Source organism: Frigoribacterium sp. UYMn621 (assembly GCF_040549525.1).
Taxonomy (GTDB): Bacteria; Actinomycetota; Actinomycetes; order Actinomycetales; family Microbacteriaceae; genus Lacisediminihabitans.
This window is the reverse complement of sequence record NZ_JBEPTM010000010.1, coordinates 77,141-96,558: the sequence shown is the minus strand read 5'-3', so window position 1 is coordinate 96,558 and position 19,418 is coordinate 77,141. Positions and strand designations below refer to the sequence as shown.

General features: G+C 66.5%; 19 protein-coding genes and 1 other RNA gene. 14 read left to right on the top strand and 6 right to left on the bottom strand.

The features are described 5' to 3' along the window. Positions 1-91: 91 nt before the first annotated feature. On the bottom strand, positions 92-706 hold the full coding sequence (locus tag ABIB54_RS14670; protein ID WP_354576261.1) for a malonic semialdehyde reductase: 615 nt from the start codon (positions 704-706) through the stop codon (positions 92-94). Positions 707-784: 78 nt separating this feature from the next. On the opposite strand from ABIB54_RS14670, the gene ABIB54_RS14665 reads away from it, so the two are divergent. After that, a complete protein-coding gene (locus ABIB54_RS14665; protein ID WP_354576260.1) occupies positions 785-1,141 on the top strand; it encodes a winged helix-turn-helix transcriptional regulator in 357 nt (118 codons plus the stop codon). A 51-nt stretch (positions 1,142-1,192) separates the two neighbouring features. After that, positions 1,193-1,546: a hypothetical protein gene (locus ABIB54_RS14660; protein ID WP_354576259.1), complete on the top strand. Its 354-nt coding sequence runs from the start codon at positions 1,193-1,195 to the stop codon at positions 1,544-1,546. A 160-nt stretch (positions 1,547-1,706) separates the two neighbouring features. Here ABIB54_RS14660 and ABIB54_RS14655 read toward each other — a convergent pair whose 3' ends face one another. Continuing rightward, the gene (locus ABIB54_RS14655) at positions 1,707-3,116 is read right to left on the bottom strand and encodes an MFS transporter (protein ID WP_354576258.1); all 1,410 of its coding nucleotides are present in this window, start codon (positions 3,114-3,116) and stop codon (positions 1,707-1,709) included. Positions 3,117-3,223: 107 nt separating this feature from the next. Here ABIB54_RS14655 and ABIB54_RS14650 point away from each other — a divergent pair, with 107 nt between their 5' ends. After that, the gene (locus ABIB54_RS14650) at positions 3,224-4,183 is read left to right on the top strand and encodes a LysR family transcriptional regulator (RefSeq protein WP_354576257.1); all 960 of its coding nucleotides are present in this window, start codon (positions 3,224-3,226) and stop codon (positions 4,181-4,183) included. A gap of 10 nt (positions 4,184-4,193) precedes the next feature. Here the strand turns inward: ABIB54_RS14650 and ABIB54_RS14645 are convergent, their stop codons facing one another. Next, entirely contained in the window at positions 4,194-4,994 is an 801-nt protein-coding gene (locus tag ABIB54_RS14645) for a 3-hydroxybutyrate dehydrogenase (protein ID WP_354576256.1), read from the bottom strand. Between the two features lie 269 nt (positions 4,995-5,263). Here ABIB54_RS14645 and ABIB54_RS14640 point away from each other — a divergent pair, with 269 nt between their 5' ends. From ABIB54_RS14640 to ABIB54_RS14595, 10 genes are all read left to right on the top strand, one after another. After that, a complete protein-coding gene (locus tag ABIB54_RS14640) occupies positions 5,264-6,067 on the top strand; it encodes an IclR family transcriptional regulator (protein WP_354576255.1) in 804 nt (267 codons plus the stop codon). 112 nt (positions 6,068-6,179) lie between these two features. Further along, positions 6,180-7,478 carry a cytochrome P450 gene (locus tag ABIB54_RS14635; RefSeq protein WP_354576254.1) on the top strand — a complete coding sequence of 433 codons (1,299 nt, stop codon included), beginning with the start codon at positions 6,180-6,182 and terminating at the stop codon, positions 7,476-7,478. Beyond that, positions 7,475-8,551 carry a PEP/pyruvate-binding domain-containing protein gene (locus ABIB54_RS14630; protein ID WP_354576253.1) on the top strand — a complete coding sequence of 359 codons (1,077 nt, stop codon included), beginning with the start codon at positions 7,475-7,477 and terminating at the stop codon, positions 8,549-8,551. Before ABIB54_RS14635 ends, ABIB54_RS14630 begins: the two co-directional genes overlap by 4 nt. A 45-nt stretch (positions 8,552-8,596) precedes the next feature. Beyond that, a complete protein-coding gene (locus ABIB54_RS14625) occupies positions 8,597-10,450 on the top strand; it encodes a PEP-utilizing enzyme (protein ID WP_354576252.1) in 1,854 nt (617 codons plus the stop codon). Further along, positions 10,443-11,210 carry an SDR family NAD(P)-dependent oxidoreductase gene (locus tag ABIB54_RS14620; protein WP_354576251.1) on the top strand — a complete coding sequence of 256 codons (768 nt, stop codon included), beginning with the start codon at positions 10,443-10,445 and terminating at the stop codon, positions 11,208-11,210. The genes ABIB54_RS14625 and ABIB54_RS14620 overlap by 8 nt, the downstream gene beginning before the upstream one ends. Before the next feature lie 12 nt (positions 11,211-11,222). Next, positions 11,223-11,543, top strand: a complete 321-nt coding sequence (locus ABIB54_RS14615; RefSeq protein ID WP_354576250.1) for a 2Fe-2S iron-sulfur cluster-binding protein — start codon at positions 11,223-11,225, stop codon at positions 11,541-11,543. A gap of 5 nt (positions 11,544-11,548) precedes the next feature. Continuing rightward, complete coding sequence (locus ABIB54_RS14610) at positions 11,549-12,832, top strand: NAD(P)/FAD-dependent oxidoreductase (RefSeq protein WP_354576249.1); 1,284 nt, start codon at positions 11,549-11,551, stop codon at positions 12,830-12,832. 7 nt (positions 12,833-12,839) lie between these two features. Next, positions 12,840-13,484, top strand: a complete 645-nt coding sequence (locus ABIB54_RS14605) for an HD domain-containing protein (protein ID WP_354576248.1) — start codon at positions 12,840-12,842, stop codon at positions 13,482-13,484. Further along, entirely contained in the window at positions 13,484-15,007 is a 1,524-nt protein-coding gene (locus ABIB54_RS14600) for an aldehyde dehydrogenase family protein (RefSeq protein WP_354576247.1), read from the top strand. The genes ABIB54_RS14605 and ABIB54_RS14600 overlap by 1 nt, the downstream gene beginning before the upstream one ends. A gap of 23 nt (positions 15,008-15,030) precedes the next feature. After that, positions 15,031-16,935, top strand: a complete 1,905-nt coding sequence (locus ABIB54_RS14595; protein ID WP_354576246.1) for an alpha-amylase family glycosyl hydrolase — start codon at positions 15,031-15,033, stop codon at positions 16,933-16,935. 6 nt (positions 16,936-16,941) lie between these two features. Here the strand turns inward: ABIB54_RS14595 and ABIB54_RS14590 are convergent, their stop codons facing one another. Both ABIB54_RS14590 and ssrA read right to left on the bottom strand, forming a co-directional pair. Further along, positions 16,942-17,628 carry a hypothetical protein gene (locus tag ABIB54_RS14590; RefSeq protein ID WP_354576245.1) on the bottom strand — a complete coding sequence of 229 codons (687 nt, stop codon included), beginning with the start codon at positions 17,626-17,628 and terminating at the stop codon, positions 16,942-16,944. 23 nt (positions 17,629-17,651) lie between these two features. Beyond that, positions 17,652-18,026, bottom strand: a transfer-messenger RNA (tmRNA) gene (gene ssrA, locus ABIB54_RS14585). 178 nt (positions 18,027-18,204) lie between these two features. Between ssrA and ABIB54_RS14580 the strand changes: the two genes are divergently transcribed. Then, entirely contained in the window at positions 18,205-18,873 is a 669-nt protein-coding gene (locus ABIB54_RS14580) for an SIMPL domain-containing protein (protein ID WP_354576244.1), read from the top strand. A 44-nt stretch (positions 18,874-18,917) separates the two neighbouring features. On the opposite strand, the gene smpB is transcribed toward ABIB54_RS14580, so the two are convergent. Then, complete coding sequence (smpB, locus tag ABIB54_RS14575) at positions 18,918-19,394, bottom strand: SsrA-binding protein SmpB (RefSeq protein WP_185203085.1); 477 nt, start codon at positions 19,392-19,394, stop codon at positions 18,918-18,920. Positions 19,395-19,418: the final 24 nt, after the last annotated feature.

Genomic DNA, 19,418 nt, shown 5'->3' with positions numbered 1-19,418 from the left:
GGGTCCACGGCTACAATCACCACAGACCCCACACCGGCATCGGCGGCAAGTCACCTATCGAACGCGTTCACAACGTCCCCGGGAACTACAGCTAGGCGAAATCGACTACCTGCGCGGCGTCGAGACGCGGAAGACGGTTGCGGAACGCTCCCTCGCCCGGGTGGCCGATGTTGACCACCATGAAGGACTTGAGGCGCCCGTCCGGGAAGAAGTCGGCGTCGAATGCTGCCGAGTCGAAGCCACTCATGGGACCGGCCGCGAGACCCTGCGCGCGCACGGCGAGCACGAAGTACCCGGCCTGGAGCGCTGAGTTGAGGCGAGCGGTGCTGTAGCGGGCATCCTCGTTGCCCTCGAAGACCTCCTCGAGCTGCGGCATGAACGGCATGACCGTCGGCACGTGCTCGTGGAATCGGGAATCGAGGGCGAGGACGGCGACGGCCGGCGCGGCGAGCGTCTTCTCCTTGTTGCCGTCGGACATGTGCTGGACGAGCCGTGCACGAGCTTCGGGGCTTTGCACGTAGACGACGCGGAGCGGCTGGAGGTTCGCCTGGGTGGGAGCCCATTTGGCGAGGTCCCAGATCTGGGAGAGCTCGGCATCCGTCACCGGTACGTCGGCGAAGGTGTTGGCGGTGCGCGCCTCGGTGAACAGCAGCGAGCGGCCGGCATCGTTCAGGGAGTCGAGGGCGGGGGCTGGGGAGAGGGTCATGGCAGTCCGATTGTAAAGATGAAGTTACTAGTATAAAACTAGCTGCTCTTGTAATAGTAGCACTGTAGACTTCATTCCATGCCCGACCAGATCAGCGCCGAATCCGACCCGCGAATGTGCGACTCCGCCCTCGCGCGAGCGTTCGACTTTCTCGGCAAGCGCTGGAACGGGGTGATCCTCGGCACCCTCAAGACCGGAACTGCCGGTTTCTCCGAGCTCAAGAGGGCAGTCGTCGGCATCAGCGATTCGGTGCTCTCGGAGCGCCTCACCGAATTGGTCGCGGCGGGCATCGTGGACCGGACCGTGGATGCCGGACCGCCCGTGTCCGTGTCGTACCGGCTCTCGGCCTCGGGGCTCGCCCTCCTGCCCGCGCTCGACGAACTCGCGGCGTGGGCGACGAGCAACCTCGCAAAAGCCCCGGCGGCTGCGCGATAAGATCGTCTGGGTCAGCCGGGTGTTCGGCTGCCGGAAGAAGGAGCGTTCCCCATGCCCGCATCACGCGATCTCACCAAGCCGATCGCCGGCCTGGTCTTCGTGCTCGGCTGGGCCATCGGAATCACCCTGTGGTCGGTCTCCCACCTCGCCCCCAACGCCGAGACCGGGGCCTTCCTCGTCGACATCGGCATCCTTGCCGTCTCGGTCGGCTTCGCGGCACCATTCCTCAAGACGACCAACGGCCTGGTGGCCGCCGTGATCCTCGCCCTCATCGGCATCGTGCTCTTCGCCTTCGGCGACTTCGTCCACGTGACCGTGATCACCTACCTGCTTCGCCTTCTCGCCCCGCTGCTCGCCGTGCTGACGCCGGTCTACAAGCTGCTCGACTTCCGCGTCTTCGCGTAGGCGGTCCCCCGCGGCGTCAGTTCCGCGTCGCGGAACCTAGCCGCTCGTCGATCCGTTCCGCAGAGTCTCCCCGTGTGACACCACGCGAGTTGCACTCTTCCGCGACCCGGACGGAGGTCCGACCCGCACAAGAGTGCAACTCGCGAGGGAGGCGGGGGTGTCAGCGCCCTCCGGCCGGAACGAGGCCGTGCTTGCGGGCATCCGCCGAGTCCACATCGCGCAGCGATGCCCCTCGGGTCTCCCGCAGCGTGAGCACCGTCGCGGCGGTGATCACACAGGCGATCACGATGTAGATGGCCACCGGCACCCAGGACTTGTACTGCTGGAGCAGCGCCGAGGCGATGATGGGAGCGAGCGACCCGGCCAGGATCGAGGTGACCTGGTAGCCGAGGGAGACCCCGGAGTAGCGCATGCGGGTGGGGAACATCTCAGACATGATGGCGGGCTGGCCGGCGTACATGAACGCGTGGAAGATCAGCCCGATCGTGATGGCGACGACGATGACCACGGGGTTCAGCGTGTCGAACATCGGGAAGGCGAAGAACGCCCAGGTCGCCCCCAGCACCGCGCCGATGAGGTAGATCGGCTTGCGTCCGAAGCGATCGGAGAGCCGACCGACCTGCGGGATCACCAGGAAGTGCACGACGTGTGCGATCAACAGGGCGAGCAGCAGCTGGCTGGTGTTGTACTGGTGCACCGTCACGAGATAGACGATCGAGAAGCTCACGATGATGTAGTACAGGATGTTCTCCGCGAACCGGAGCCCCATCGCCTGGAGCACGCCACGCGGGTACTTCTTGAGCACCTCGGTCACGCCGTAGCTGACGGCCTTCTCGGCCTCCACCTGGGCGCGGGCCTCGAGGAAGATCGGCGCCTCGTTGACGTGCGAGCGGATGTAGTACCCGATCACCACGATCACGGCCGAGAGCCAGAAGGCGACTCGCCATCCCCAGCTGAGGAACTGGTCGTTCGGCAGGATCCACGACATCGTGAGCAGCACCAGCGTCGCAAGCAGGTTGCCGACCGGCACAGCCGCCTGCGGCCAGCTCGACCAGAATCCGCGTGCCTTGTCGGGGCTGTGCTCGGCGACCAACAGCACGGCACCGCCCCACTCGCCGCCGACGGCGAAGCCCTGGATGAACCGCAGCGCGACCAGGAGCGCGGGAGCCCAGTAGCCGATGCTGTTGTAGCCCGGTAGGCAGCCCATCAGGAAGGTGGCGACACCCACGAGGATGATCGTCACCTGCAGCGTGTGCTTGCGGCCGAGGCGGTCGCCGATCTGGCCGAAGACGATCCCCCCGATCGGCCGGGCGACGAAGCCGACCGCGTAGGTGAGGAATGCCGCGATGATGCCGTCGAGCTGGGTGCCCGCGTTGGGGAAGAAGAAGGTGCCGAAGACGAGGCTCGCGGCGGTCGCGTACAGGAAGAACTCGTACCACTCCACCACGGTTCCGGCCATGGACGCGGCCACGATCTTGCGAAGTCCCGAGGTGCTGGTCACGGCACCCGCCGAGCCTTCCCCCGCGGGTCCCCCGCTCTCGGCCGTTCCGACGCTTCTGCTGACGCTCATGTCGCTCTCCTCCAGTGTCGTCTCTGACACCTGTCGATGGGACCGCGCGTTCTTGAGGACGAGCGGTCGGGCTTCACTGAGTATTGCTGCAGAGAAGTCGTGCCTCAATGACCACTTGCGCACATTTTGTGTGCATACTTGCAGATGTGCTCGAGCCTGCCGCGACATCCGCCAATCCCGATGACCTTCTCGTGCTGCTCGCCGTCTCGCGCACGGGGCGATTCACCTCTGCCGCAGACAGCCTCGGCCTCAACCACACCACAGTCTCGCGGCGCATCGCCGCGCTCGAGACGACGCTCTCCGGTCGGGTGCTCTCTCGCACCGTCGGGGGCTGGGAACTGACCGAGCTGGGGCGGCGCGCCGTGCGTGCCGCAGAAGACGTGGAAGCGGCGATCGCGGGGCTCGGCAGCACCGGCGAAGACGCCCGCCAGCTCAGCGGTGTGGTGCGGATGTCGGCCACCGACGGGTTCAGCGCCTACATCGCCACACCGGCCATCACCGCGCTGCAGCGGCAGCATCCGAACCTGAGCGTGGAGATCCTCACGGTGACCCGCCGGGCGATGCAGCACCGCTCCGGGCTGGACATCGAGGTGGTGGTCGGCGCACCGCAGGTGCACCGGGCCGAAGCGGTGAAGCTCGGCGAATACGTTCTCGGCATGTATGCCTCGCGCGACTACCTCGACCGCGTCGGCACCCCGGCGGATGCCGCGGAGCTGATGACCCATCCCCTCGTCTATTTCGTCGATTCGATGCTGCAGGTGGACGATCTCGATGCCCCGCGTCGTCTCGTGCCGACGATGCGCGATTCGATCAGCTCCACCAACGTCTTCGTGCATGTGGAGGCGACGCGCGCCGGTTCGGGCATCGGCTTCCTGCCGTGCTTCATGGCCGACCGTCATCCCGACCTGGTGAGGCTTCTGCCGGACCAGTTCGCGGAACAGCTGCCCTACTGGATGGTGCTGCGCAGCGAATCACTGCGCCAGCCCGCGGTCGCAGCCGTTGCCGACGCCCTGCGGGATCGCACGGTCGCCTCGGAGGCCGAACTGCTCGGTCTGACGAGTCGCTGAGGCCGCGAGCTCAGCGAGCCGACCATCCGCCGTCCATGGTGTAGCTGGCGCCGGTGACCATCGCCGCCTCCCGCGAGGCGAGCCAGGCGACGAGGGATGCCACCTCCCGCGGCTCCACGAGACGCTTGATCGCGCTCTCGGTGAGCATGATGCGGCTCAGCACCTCCGATTCAGGGATGCCGTGCACCGCCGCCTGCTCCGCGAGCTGTTTCTCCACGAGCGGTGTTCGCACGTATCCCGGCGCGACGCAGTTGCTGGTGACGCCGTGTTCTCCCCCCTCGAGGGCGGTGACCTTCGAGAGACCCTCGAGGCCGTGTTTGGCCGCGACGTAGGCGCTCTTGAAAGCCGAGGCGCGGATGCCGTGCACCGACGACACATTGATGATGCGACCGAAGCCGCGCGCGTACATTCCCGGAAGCGCGGCACGGATCAGGAGGAACGGAGCCTCGAGCATGAGCGCGAGGATGCGATGGAAGTCGGCCGGATCGAACTCCTCGATCGGACTGACCCGCTGGATGCCCGCATTGTTCACGAGGATGTCGATGCCCGCGAGCGGAGCGGCGAGCGCGTCATCGGTGAGGGCGTCCGCGTCGAGGAGGTCGACGGCCCAGGCTGAGCCGCCGATCTCGGTGGCGAGCGCTGCCGCGCCGGTGGCATCGACGTCCGCGACCACGACGTGGGCACCGCGCGCCGCGAGCGCGCGGGCCGAGGCCGCTCCGATGCCGCTCGCGCCCCCGGTGACGAGCGCCCGCAACCCGGCAAGGGAACCGCCCTCAGGCGAAACGACCTGGGGCACTGTCGAGCTGTTCATCGATTCTCTTTCCTGGCGGCGCTGGAGGAATGTCGAGACCGACTCCCCGACCTACTGAGTATTCCTGCACGCAAATTTCGGGTCAACGGCTCTTTTCGCACTTGCCTTGTGCGAATTCGCACCAATCAGGGGGGAGGCGAACGCAGCCACGCATCGCCCTGGCGCGTGACCTTGGTCCCCCTGCACCCGTTCATCCGGTGGGACACTTCTCACACAGTGCGGTGAGAGGCGCCGACGCTGTCGGCGGTTCGGGGCGTGAGGAGCGCGGCATGGCAGGCGGCACGACCACTCCGGGGCAATCGGTCACGTCCCGCATCCTGAGCATCCTCGCGGTGTTCGAGGGCAGCCCCGCCCCTCGCTCCCTGAGCGAGATCAGCACGGCGAGCGGCCTGCCCCACAGCACCACCCATCGACTCCTCGGCGAGCTCGAGGAGTGGGGAGCCGTGCAGAGGGATGCGCGGGGCCGCTACCAGATCGGCCTGCGGCTGTGGGAGCTCGGCCAACACGCCGGCCGTCAACTGCGCGATGTGGCTCGCCCCTTTCTCCAGGACCTCTTCGGACTCACCCGCGAGACCGTGCACATCGCCATCCGCGACGGAGCAGAGGTGCTCTACATCGACCGGGTCTACGGCACCCGGAGGGTTCCGCAGGCCTCCCGGGTGGGCGGGCGCCTCCCCATGCATGCCACCGCCGTCGGGCGGGCGATGCTCGCTTTCGAGGAGGACTGGGTGCGAGACGCCGTGCTCGTGAGCGACCTCGCGCAGCGCACGGAGTTCACCAAGACCGATCCCGCCCTGATCGGCAAGGACCTGGAGCGGATCCGGGCCCAGGGGTTCGCCATCGCGTCAGAGGAGGTGCGTCTCGGATCGTGCTCGATCGCTGTTCCGGTCTTCGACGGCGAGGGGCACGTCGTCGCCGCCCTCGGCATGGTGCTCCCGACCTCCCGCGCGCACCAGCTCGAGCACAATGTGCCCATCCTGCTGGGCACCGCGGAGCGGATCCAATCCGGGATCGCCCGAGTTCCCGCCTCCACTCTTCGCAACGAGGTGCTTCACCGCCGACCCGCGAGGTAGTCGTCCGCGCAGTTCGAGTCCATCCAGTGGACACATCCCGCTCGCTCGACCGACCGACGACGTTAGATGGTGCCAACTCCACGAAGGTGTGGAACCCAAGAAGGAGCTCGACGTGAACGCTCAGACCACCGCCTCTTCCCCGGTCGTCGCCGCCCCCACCGGCGGATGCCCGGTGCCCAGTGGGGGCACGGACCACCACGGGTACGAGCCCTTCGTCATGAACGATCCCTTTGCCTCCTACGCCGAGTTGCGCGCCGAGGAACCCGTCATGTTCGACGAGCGCATCGGGTACTACGTGGTCTCGCGGTACGAGGACATCAAGGCCGTCTTCGCCGACTGGCAGACCTTCAGCAGCGAGAACGCCCAGGCCCCGGTTCGGCCGCGCAGCGCAGAAGCCGTGCGCATCATGAACGAGGGCGGGTTCACGGCCTACTCCGGACTGTCCGCCCGCGTCCCCCCGGAACACAGCCGCATGCGCGCGATCGTGCAGAAGGAATTCAGCCCCCGCCGCTTCACGGCACTCGAGCCGGTCATCCGCGAGAACACCGCTCGGCTGCTGCAGCAGATGCTCGCGCACCCGGATGGCCGCGGCGACTTCCTCGCGGACGTGGCGGTGGACATCCCCACCATCACGATCCTCGGACTCCTTGGGGTCGGCCCCCAGATGGTGCCGACCTACAAGAAGTGGTCGGACTCACGAGCGGCGATGACCTGGGGCGATCTCTCCGACGACGAACAGATCCCGCACGCGCACAACCTCGTGGACTATTGGAACGAATGCCTGCGACTGGTGTCGGACGCCCATGAGAACGGCGGAGACAACCTCGTGGCAGACCTCGTACGCGCCCAGCTCGAGGGGGCGGAGATCAGCGATCACGAGATCGCATCGGTCTGTTACAGCCTGCTGTTCGCGGGCCACGAGACCACCACCACGCTGATCTCCAACACGATCCGACTGCTGCTGAGCTATCCGGAGGAGTGGCAGAAGCTCGTCGACGACCCGAGCCGCATTCCCGGTGCCATCGACGAGACCCTGCGCTTCAGCCCGTCGATCGTCGGCTGGCGCCGGAAGGCTCTCGTCGACACCGAGATCGCCGGCACACCCATCCCCCGCGGCGCGGACATCCTGCTGTTGATGGGGTCAGCCAACCGCGACTCGACCATCTTCGAGGAGCCGGAGGTGTTCGACGTGAGCCGCCCGAACGCCCGCGTTCACCTCGCCTTCGGATTCGGCATCCATTACTGCCTCGGAAATATCCTCGCAAAGCTGCAGGACCGGATCGTGATCGAGGAGACGATCGCGGCCGTTCCCGCCCTCCGACTCGTCGACGGGGAGAAGATCACCTTCGGAGAGAACCTGTCATTCCGCGCACCGACATCGGTGCCCGTCCGCTGGGAGTTTGAAAAATGAGTCACCCATTCATCCAGTTCTTCGACGACGACACCCCGCCGGAGCACGCGCTCCTCGGCGGCAAGTGCGCCTCTCTCGTCGCACTGACCGCGGCCGGAATGCCGGTGCCTCCCGGATTCGCCATCACGACCGCCGCCTATGACGCGTTCATCGCCGAGGCCGGCATCGCCGACGACATCCACTCCCTCCTCCTCAGCCTCGATGCGGACGACATCGACGCCGTCGATCGGGTGTCGGAGCGGCTCCGGTCGGAGATCACCTCCCGCCCGGTGCCGAAGGAACTGCATTCGGCAACCGTCGAGGCCTATGCGGCACTCCAGTCCCGGTTCGACAGCCCCGTCCCCGTGGCCGTTCGCTCGTCGGCGACGGCGGAGGATCTTCCGGAGGCCAGCTTCGCCGGGCAGCAGGACACCTACCTCTGGCTCACGAGCCTCCCGGAGGTGACAGAGCACATCCGCCGGTGCTGGGCCTCCCTGTACACCTCACGCGCAATCATCTACCGCCTGAAGAACAAGATCCCGAACGAGGGACTGTCGATGGCCGTCGCCGTGCAGAAGATGGTGAACGCGAGGGTGGCCGGCGTGGCCATCACGATGGACCCCACAACGGGCGACCGATCGAAGATCGTCATCGAAGCCTCCTATGGACTCGGTGAGCTCGTCGTCTCCGGCCAGGTGACACCCGACAACATCATGGTCGACAAGGTCATGCTCATGGTCGTGAGGCAGACCCTCGGCGACAAGCACGCCGAACTGGTTCCGGATGTCGGTGCGCGAGCCCTCGTCGAGATCGAGGTGACCGGGCCGCGCAGAAACGAGTTCTGCATCGACGACGCCGAAATCACCGCGATCGCCACGATCGCGAAGAGGGCCGAGCGGCACTTCAAGGCACCCCAGGACATCGAATGGGCGCTCGACCGAGACCTCCCGGCCGGCGAGAACCTGCTGTTGCTCCAGTCCCGTCCCGAGACCGTCTTCTCGTCGACCGACAGCGGGACGATCACCATCGCCTCCGCCGGATTCGGCATCGAGAGCATCACCAAATCACTCCTGTCCCAGGCCGCCCGGGCCTAAGACACCCCACCAAGACCCGCACCTCCAACAGAACGGTTGCCTGACATGACAGAGAAGTCATTCCCGAGTCCCTATGCCCTCGAGCCCGCGGAAGGGGGCGAGGGATGGAAGGATCTCTACGCCTACAACCTCGTCTTCCAGGAGAATCGCCGCGAGGTCGAGGAGAGCAAGTTCTGGTTCTGCGACAGCCAGCACTGGCCGACCGTGACGAAGCCCTTCGAGACGATCGGGTTCGAGTTCGCCGTGTCCTGTCTCGGCCAGTACAACTCGCGCCACCTGCTCATCCCGCCGGCCAACGGCATCGAGTTCCGCATCCACAACGGCTACGTCTTCATGTCCCCGGTCGGTGTCGCCCCCGACGAGATCGCGGCACGGGTGCCCCAGTTCATGCAGCGCGCCGGCCACTACTTCCAGAACTGGGACACCCTGCTCGAACGCTGGAAGGGCAAGATCCACTCGACGATCGAGGAGCTCAATGCCCTGAGCTTCGAGGCGCTGCCGGATGCCGTCGACATCGACGACGTGCTGTCGGGCAAGGGCACCGGCCCGAACGACGACCTCATGAACACCTTCGACAAGCTCATCTCTCTCGCCTTCCGCGCCTGGCAGTACCACTTCGAATTCCTGAACCTCGGCTACGTCGCCTACCTCGACTTCTTCACCTACTGCACAGAGGTGTTCCCCGGCATCCCGGACCAGGCCGTCGCGAAGATGGTGCAGGGAGTGGACATGGAGCTGTTCCGACCGGATGACGAGCTCAAGAAGCTGGCGAAGCTCGCCATCGAGCTGCACCTGACCGGCCACTTCGGCAACACGGCCGATCCCGACGCGACCCTTGCCGCGATCGGAGCGGCGCCCGGTGGGTCCGCCTGGCTCGCCGCGTGGGAGGAAGCCAAGGACCCGTGGTTCAACTTCACGGTCGGCAACGGTTTCTATGCCCATGACAAGTACTGGATGGACTACCTCGAGCTTCCGCTCGGATACATCGGCGACTACATCTCCCGGCTCGAGCTCGGCGAGAACATCGACCGCCCCGTCGCCGAACTCATCGTGGAACGCGACCGCATCACCGAGGAATACTCCGAACTGCTCTCGCCCGAACAGCTCGAGGCGTTCCAGGGCAAGCTCGGCCTCGCCAGGCAGGTGTATCCCTACGTGGAGAACCACAACTTCTACATCGAGCACTGGACGATGGGCGTGTTCTGGCGCAAGGCGCGTCAGCTGTCGAACATGCTGCACGAGCAGGGCTTCTGGGCGAACCCGAACGACATGTTCTACCTGCGCCGGGACGAGGTGCGCGAGGCACTCTTCGACTACGTCACCGGGTGGGCTGTCGGCGCCCCGGCCATCGGCCCGGACTACTGGCCGGCGGAGATCGCTCGCCGCACGGTGATCATCGACGCCCTGTCGAAGCAGCGCCCGCAGCCCGCTCTCAATACCCCGCCCGCCGTCATCACGGAGCCATTCACCCTCATGTTGTGGGGCATCACCTCCGACCAGATCGCGAACTGGTTGGGCGACTCCGATGCTCCGGAGGGCGAATTCCGCGGAATGGCCGCCTCGAGCGGCATCGCGGAGGGCCCGGCACGGGTCATCAGCAGCTCCGACCAGCTCTCGGAGGTGCAGGTGGGCGACATCCTCGTGGCTCCCGTCACCGCGCCGTCGTGGGGTCCGATCTTCGGCAAGATCAGGGCCACCGTCACGGACATCGGTGGCATGATGAGCCACGCTGCGATCGTCTGCCGCGAGTACGGCATGCCGGCGGTGACCGGAACCGGCACGGCCTCCGCCGAGATCACCACGGGACAGTGGCTCCGCGTCGATGGCAACACCGGAAGGGTCACGATCATCGACGCCCCGGTGGTCGCCGAACCCGCACTCGCAAGCAGCCATGCCTGACGCGGGCACGGCCGCGACCACCGAACGGACGGTGCTCGTCACCGGTGCGGCCGGTGGCCTCGGCCGTGCCTTCGCCCTCGCCTTCGCTGGGCAGGGCTCCCGAGTCGCCGTCGCCGATGTCAATCTCGAGGGCGCTGCGGAGACGGCGGCTCTCATCGAATCTGCCGGTGGACGAGCCCTCGCGATCGCCGTGGACGTGACCTCCCTGCAGTCGGTGTCGGCCATGGCGACGGCGGCAGCGGAGTTCGGGGACGGCCACCTCGAGGTGATCGTCAACAACGCCGCGATCTACGCGACGATCACCCGCTCCCCCTTCACCGAGATCGACCCGGAGGAGTGGGATCGGGTGATGGCCGTCAACCTCAAGGGCCCCTGGCTGGTGACCCGCGCGTGCTCACCGCACCTCGCGGAGGGCGCCCGCGTGATCAACCTCTCCTCGGCAACGGTCATGAGTGGTTCCGCGCACTGGGCGCACTACGTGGCCTCGAAAGGGGGCGTGATCGCCCTCACCCGAGTGCTCGCGAAGGAGCTCGGCGCACGCTCCATCACGGTCAACGCGATCGCCCCAGGATTCACGCTCACCGAAGCGAGTTACGGACTCATGGAGGATGCGGAGACCTACGGGGTCGACCGCGGAGCGATCCGTCGCTCGAGCGAACCCGACGACATCGTGGGAACGGCCCTGTTTCTGGCCGGGCCCGGCAGCGCCTACATCACCGGCCAGACCATCGTGGTCGACGGTGGCCGGCAGTTCACCTAGGAGACCCCGAAAATGCCCACCATCACCTACATCGCCCAGGACGACAGCGAGGTCACCCTCGACGCCCAAGCCGGGGACTCCGTCATGGAGACCGCGGTGCGTAACGGCGTGCCGGGGATCGTCGCCGAGTGCGGAGGAAGTCTCTCCTGCGCGACCTGCCATGTGTTCCTGTGCGCGGACAGCACCGCCGCATTCCCTCCCATGGAGGAGCTCGAAGACGACATGCTCGACGGCACGGCGGTCGACCGCCAGGAGAATTCCCGTCTCTCGTGCCAACTGTCGCTGAGCGACGGCGTCGTCGCACGGGTGCGCACCCCGGAAACACAGGTGTGACCGCCATGTCCGACCGTCCCTCCGCGCAGCGCCGCGGTACTCTCATCATCGGCAACTGCCAGGCCGGGGTGCAGCTCGCAGCGAGCCTCCGCGAGCTCGGTGACACCGATCCGATCGTGCTCATCGGCGAGGAGGCGCATCCGCCCTACCAGCGCCCACCCCTCTCGAAGGCGTTCCTGAAGGGGGAGGCGACGGCGGAGTCACTCACCTTCCGCACCCCCGACTTCTACGCCGACCATCACATCGACATCGTGACCGGTGAACAGATCGTGCAGATATCGCGAGATGCGCGGGGTGGCGAGGCCGTTGCGGCATCCGGACGGATCTTCGGCTTCGCACGGCTCGCGCTCACTGTCGGCGCACGCCCGCGCCGCATCCCGCTCGACGGCTCGGAGCTCGGCGGTGTCACCTACCTGCGGGATCTCGAGGATGCCGCGGCCCTCGAGCGCAACCTCCGCACCGCGAAGAATGTCGTGGTGATCGGTGGCGGATTCATCGGCCTCGAAGTCGCGGCCGGTGCACGCGCCTCCGGCAAGACCGTGACCGTGCTCGAAGCGGCCCCCCGGTTGATCGGACGAGCCGTCTCCGAAGCCACGAGCGAGTTCTACCTGCGGGCCCATCGCCGGCGCGGCACGACCATCGTGCTCGATGCGCGGGTCACCCGGATCGTGGGGGCGAAGGGCTCGGTCGCCGGCGTCGAACTCGGCGACGGGTCGATCGTGCCGGCTGATCTCGTGCTGATCGGCGTCGGCGTCGTGCCGCGTACCGAACTCGCGGAGCAGCTCGGTCTCTCCGTCGACAACGGCATCGTCGTCGACTCCCACGCAAGAACCTCCGACGGGTTCACCGTGGCCGCCGGCGACTGTGCGAACATGCCGAATCCCTCCATCACCGACTTCGGAAACGGCCGGGTGCGTCTCGAGAGCGTGCAGAACTCGGTGGAGCAGGCCAAGGTGGCCGCGGCCACCCTATTGGGCCTCGATGCCGAGCACCGCACCGTCCCCTGGTTCTGGTCCGATCAGGCCGACCTCAAGCTGCAGATTGCCGGTCTCTCGGCGGGACACGACCAGGTCGTCCTGCGCGGCGACCCCGAATCCGAGAAGTTCTCCGTGCTCTACTACCGCGACGGGGGGATCATCGCCGCGGACTGCATCAACAGCCCCTTGGATTTCATCACGGTTCGACAGGCCCTCCACACGGGCCAGGCCATCCCGGCCGGGCTCGTGACCGACACCTCCGTCTCCCTCAAAAAGCTCCTCGCTGCCGAGCCAGCGCTAGAAAGAAAGTGAGAGCGTCGTGACGCTTCAGACCCAACATCCGGTGGATACCTCCCCCATCGCCATCGCGGCCGACTCCGCCTCCGACCTGGACGGACTGTGGCGAGCGGTCGAGGTCGAGATGCAGACCAGGGGCAACAACATCCACATCCCCATCTCGTTCGCTTTTGCGGAGAGGCTATGCGATTCGTACCCGGAAGCAGACTCCCTCGTCGTGCGCGTGGCCATCCTGCTGCACGACACGGGCTGGGCGCGGGTCGACGAGACGAAGATCATCTCGGAGGGGTTCGGCGCGGACTGGCGCCGCGCGCAGATCCGCTTCGAGCACGAGATCAAGGGCTGCGAGATCGCACGGGAGGTGCTGCCCGGACTCGGTTTCGACACCGATTTCATCGCGCGGGTGACCGACATCATCGACGGCCACGACACCCGGGCCGAGTCGTACTCGATCGAGGATTCACTCGTGCGGGATGCGGACCGGCTCTGGAGATTCACCCCGGCGGGGATCGCTCTCGCATCGAGCTGGTTCGGGCAGGTTCCCTCCGCCTACTGCCAGCGCCTGCGCACGGACATCATCCCGGAGCTCATCACCTCCGCGGCGCTAGAGATGGCGCTGACCGAACTCGAGCGCGCGGAAGCGCTGCTCCGAACCTCGCTGATCTGATGCGTTCCCACCTTCTCGACCAGCCGTCCCCCCTCGCGGGCGCACAGCCCGAGCTGCCCTACACGCACACCGACGACGTGTTCATCGACGGTGAATGGACGCGGGCGGAGGGATCCGGCCGCACCGCCGTGACGAACCCGGCCACCGGCGACGTGTGGGGGTCGGTGCCTCAAGCGAGCAAGGGAGACCTCGATCGCGCGGTCTCCTCGGCCCATCGCGCCTTCGTCGGCACGGGGTGGCGCGATGTCGCACCCTCCACCAGGGCGGCCGTGCTTCTGCGTGTCGCCGACGAGATCGAGAAGCGTTCCCGGCCCCTCTCGCACACCAACACCTTCGAGAACGGGTCACCGGTCGCGGAGACCTCCCGGGCGGCGTCGAATGCCGCGAGCATCTTCCGCTATTACGCGGGGCTTGCGAACTCTCTTGCCGCACCCGATGTCCGCCCGTTCCCGGATGGTTCGGCGGAGACCGTGGTGTTGAGGGAGCCCATCGGTGTCTGTGCTCTCATCGCGCCCTGGAATTTCCCGATCAACCTCGTCGTCGCGAAACTGGCACCGGCGCTGATGGCCGGATGCACCGTGGTGATCAAGCCGGCATCGGCAACCCCCCTGTCCATCCGGTTCATCGCGGACGCCGCGGCAGCAGCGGGGCTCCCCGCCGGAGTGCTCAATGTGGTCACGGGACCGAGTGCGATCGGCGACGCGCTGGTGCGACATCCGCTGGTCTCCAAGGTGGCTTTCACCGGGTCCACGCCGGTCGGGCGCTCCATCGCCGCCACCTGCGGAGAGCTGCTGAGACCCGTGACGCTGGAGCTCGGGGGCAAGTCGAGTGCTCTCCTGCTGCCCGATGTCGACCTGGATGCCCTCTCCCGCGTGCTCATCCGCACCTGCATGCGTAACACCGGCCAGACCTGCTACATCTCCACCCGGATGCTCGTGCCCGCCGAGCGCTATGCCGAAACCGTCGACATGGTCACGGCCACCATCGCGGCCGCCCCGCAGGGAGATCCGCTCGACCCGGCAACGGTGTTCGGGCCGTCGGCGACCTCCGCCCAGCGTGACACCGTCGTGAGCTACATCCGCTCGGGGATCGCCGAGGGCGCACGGCCAACCACGGGCGGTGACGTGCCACCCCCGTTCGATCGCGGTTTCTGGGTGACTCCGACCGTCTTCGCCGACGTGACGCCGGACATGCGCATCGCCAGGGAGGAGATCTTCGGGCCGGTGCTGTCGATCCTCAGGTATTCGTCGATCGACGAAGCGGTGACGATCGCCAATGACACGAGCTTCGGTCTCGGGGGAACGATCTTCTCGACCGATGACGACGCCGCCCTCGCCCTTGCCCGCCGACTGGACACCGGTTCAGTCGGAATCAACTTCTTCGCCTCGAATCACGCGGCGCCCTTCGCGGGCCGACACGACTCCGGCCTCGGCACCGAGCTCGGGCCGGAGGGACTGATCGCCTACCTCCAGACCAAGTCGATTCATCGCCGAATCGCGACGGCACCAGCGGGCCGGGACTGACCTCGCCACCTACACTTGCAGCCGTGCGCCCTATTGACGAGCGGACGGAAGCGACGCCGCTTCCCCTCCGCGACCGAGTCTCGGCCAGCCGCCGCGACACCACCACCGACGCGGACTGGGCGTCATTCGAAGAGCGATTCGACGCCGAGTCCCCCCGGCTCGCCGAACTCTTCCATCGCATCTACGGCGACGGGGAAGAGGCGAGCGAGCAACTCGCCCTCCTCGCCGTCGACTGTGCCCAGTCGTGGCAGCGTCGCCCCGCCGACCTCCGTGCCCTCGACTCCCGTCGCGCGACCCTGCCGGACTGGTACCAGTCGAACCGGATGCTCGGTGGCGTCTGCTACGTGGACCTCTACGCCGGCGATCTCACCGGCCTCCGCTCGCGCATCCCCTACTTCCGGGAGCTCGGGCTGACCTACCTGCACCTCATGCCCCTGTACCTCGCCCCGGAGGACAACTCGGATGGCGGCTACGCGGTGTCGAGCTATCGCGCCGTGAGCCCGAGCCTCGGCACCATGACGCAACTGGCCGAACTGGCCGCGGAACTGCGGGCCAACGGCATCTCGCTTGTGCTCGACTTCATCTTCAACCACACCTCGAACGAGCACGAGTGGGCCCGCAAAGCCCTCGCCGGCGACCCCGAGCACGAGGCGTTCTACTGGATCTACCCTGACCGCACGATGCCCGACGAATTCGAGCTCACCGTGCGGGAGATCTTCCCCGACGACCATTCCGGCTCCTTCGTCCCCCTGCCCGACGGTCGCTGGGTCTGGGCCACGTTCCACTCCTTCCAGTGGGACCTCAACTACCGCAATCCCGCGGTCTTCCGCGCCATGGCGGGAGAGATGCTCTTTCTCGCGAACCTCGGCGTCGACGTGTTGCGGATGGACGCCGTCGCGTTCATCTGGAAGCAGCTCGGAACGAGCAGCGAGAACCTTCCGGAGGCGCACCTGCTGATCCAGGCGTTCAACGCGGTGTGCCGCATCGCCGCGCCATCCGTGCTCTTCAAGTCGGAGGCCATCGTGCACCCCGACCAGGTCGCGGAATACATCTCGCTCGAGGAATGCCAGCTGAGCTACAACCCTCTGCAGATGGCGCTCATCTGGAACTCACTCGCCACCCGCGAGGTTGGCTTGCTCTCGCAGGCCCTCGAGCGTCGGCACGCGATCGTCCCTGGCACGGCCTGGGTCAACTATGTGAGAAGCCATGATGACATCGGCTGGACCTTCGCCGACGAGGACGCCGCAGAGTTGGGCATCAACGGCTCAGACCACCGCCGCTTCCTCAATTCCTTCTACGTCAATCGCTTCGAGGGCAGCTTCGCCCGCGGGGTGCCGTTCCAGGACAATCCCCGCACCGGTGACTGCCGCATCTCGGGCACGACAGCGTCACTGGCGGGGTTGGAAGCCCACGATGCCGGGGCGATCGATCGCATCCTGCTCGCCCACTCGATCATCCTGAGTACCGGGGGCATCCCGCTGCTCTACCTCGGCGACGAGGTGGGTCAGCTCAATGACTACGGCTATCTCGAGGTGCCGACGCACGCCGACGACAGTCGCTGGGTTGGTCGACCTCCCTACCCGGCATCCGCCTACGCGACCCGCGCGGACCCGACCACGGACGCCGGTCGCATCTACCAGGGGCTGCGCCGGTTGATCGAGGTACGCGGCAACACCAGCGAGTTCGCGGGCGGACGACTGGTGCCATTCGGTACCCATAACCCTCATGTGCTCGGCTACCAGCGTCCGGGCCCCGACACCACCGTGCTCGTGCTCGCGAACTTCTCCGACGGCCCCGCAGAGGTCTCGGCCGAGACACTGTCCGGGATGCCGGAGCGCGCGATGGACCTCGTCACGGGACACGTGGTGACGCTCTCGGGCGGGATCACTCTCGGCGCGCACCGGTTCCTCTGGTTGCGGCTGCACTGAGCCGGCTCAGTGCGAATCGATCTCGCCGGCGCTGCGCCGCAAGCGGGCGAGATCGATGGCGATGAAGGCTCGCAGTCGGGTGTCGCGTTCGAGCTCGTAGTCGGCGTCCGGTTTCTGCATCGGTCCGTGGTCGAGCCGCGATTCGATCGCGGTGCCGAGTTCCGACCAGGCCTGGCTGCGCGCATCCTCCGTGACGCTCTCGACGAAGTCCCGATCATCCACCAGCCGCGCGAGCTCGTCGGACAGGGATGCGTACGCCAGGCCGCGGCGAGTGAGTTGACGGAAGTCCCGCGGGCCGTAGTCGTGCTCCTTCGAGGTCGTGCCACGGGCGCTGCTGAGGCTGTTCGCCAACTCTGTCATCCGCGCGGCGTACCCGGCCTGCTCTGCGGAGAGGTGGGTCAACTCCAGCGCGACCCATGACGCGGTCTCCGCCGCATCGAAGCGATGGTCATCGCGCAGGGCGCTCACGATGATGCGGTTCTTGACATCCATGGTGAGGGCGGAGCGGGCGATCAGCAGCCCCTCTTCCACGGCCCGCTCGAGGGAGATCGGCTCTCCCGCGGGGATACGCACGTAGGGACGGCTCAGCTTGGGAAGGCCCGGAACAGGGCGCTTGTCGCGCTTCCTGGCCATGCGTCGATGTCCCGCCTTCAGCGCCACGGATGCCACATTCGGCAGGTCTGGTACGACCATTCAACAACGCGCGACAGCCGCAAGGGTGGAGATGGGGGGAATTGAACCCCCGTCCACTGCTGTGGTCATATGCCTTCTACGGGTGTATCCAGTGAAATCGTTCTGCTCGGCTCCGGAATTTGCCACTGGCATCCAATCCGACGAGCCCAGTCCCAGTTCAAGTCCCGCGGCGCCCTGAGACGTAACACCGCAGCAATCTCCCTAAATTACGCCAGGATCTGGTTAGAGAGCATCCCCAGACTGACGGACTTCATGAGTGCTCTTGCTTAGGCAGCGAGAGCGAAGTCAGCGCGGTTAGATTTCGCACTTATTGTTTGCAGAGATCGTTTACGAGATAACCCTGCATCCTCGACCCGCTTCTCACACTCACGCAGGCAATGTCGAAACCGATCATCCCCAAGTGCACCTTCCCGACGTGCGGGAAGAGTGAGCAGCTATCGCGCGCTGTTGAATTGTCACGGTCCGCAAGCGAACCACACTGCCTGTCGGCAGCCCTCAAGCATACGTCGAATGCCCGGGCAGAATCCACCGCCCGTGGAATGATGAGGTCACGACCCGACACCAATGGAGGCGATCATGACCGACACCATCATCACCGTGCAGGGCAGATTCTCGTCGTTCTATCCGCCGGAACGGGCCACCGTGCAGCTCTCGGTCGGTTTCCAAGGGCCGATCCGCGAACCGGTGTTCGCCGAGACCGTGACCGCGTCATCCACCGTCCGTTCGCTGCTGGCGCAGCAACACGCCCCCGCGACCGGTCCGATCACGTGGTGGTCGAGCGACAGCATCCAGGTCTGGAGCACCAGACCCTGGAGCCAGGACGGCGCGCAGCTGCCACCCGTCTTCCACTCGCGGATCGGATTCAACGTCAAGTTCAATGATTTCGCGGTGATGGCGGAGTGGATCGAGAAGGTGGCAGTTCTCGACGGCCTCACCGTCGGCGCGATCACCTGGGCTTTGACGGAGGCGCGCAAGACGGCGGTGATCGCGGAGGTGCGGTCGCGGGCGGTGAAGGACGCCGTGGCGAAGGCCAGCGTCTACGCCCAGAGCATCGGACTCGGCTCCGTGCGGGCGGTCGCGCTCGCCGATCCGGGCATGCTCGGCGACCAGGTGGGCGCTTCCGCGGGCGGAGCACCCCACCCGATGGCACGCATGATGGCCACCGGATCCGCGCCGGAGCTCTCACTCACGCCGGAGGACATCGAGGTCGATGCGGTCGTAGACGCGCGGTTCCTCGCCAGCTGAGGCCGCTGGCTCCGGCTCCCCCGCACAACGCGGGTGCAGAACCCTCAGTCGCCGAGGTTGCGGCGCGCGGACATGGCCCGATCAGCCTCGCGATTGTCCTGGCGCTCTCGCAGCGCCTGGCGCTTGTCGTATTCGCGCTTGCCCTTGGCCACGGCGATCTCGACCTTCGCCCGTCCGTCGCTGAAGTAGATCTTCAGCGGCACAAGGGTGTAGCCGCCCTCTTTGGTCTTGTTGTGGATCTTGAGGATCTGCGCCTTGTGCAGAAGGAGTTTGCGCTTGCGGCGGGGAGGATGGTTGTTCCACGTGCCCTGGTTGTATTCGGGAATGTGCACGGCGTCGAGCCAGGCTTCGCCGTACTCGACGAAGGCGTAGCCGTCGACGAGGGACGCCCGACCCTCACGCAACGACTTGACCTCGGTACCGGTGAGAACCAGTCCCGCCTCATAGGTGTCTTCGATCGTGTAGTCGTGACGCGCTTTGCGATTGGTGGCCACAACCTTCTGGCCACGTTCCTTCGGCACGATTCACTCCTGGATTGATTGCGC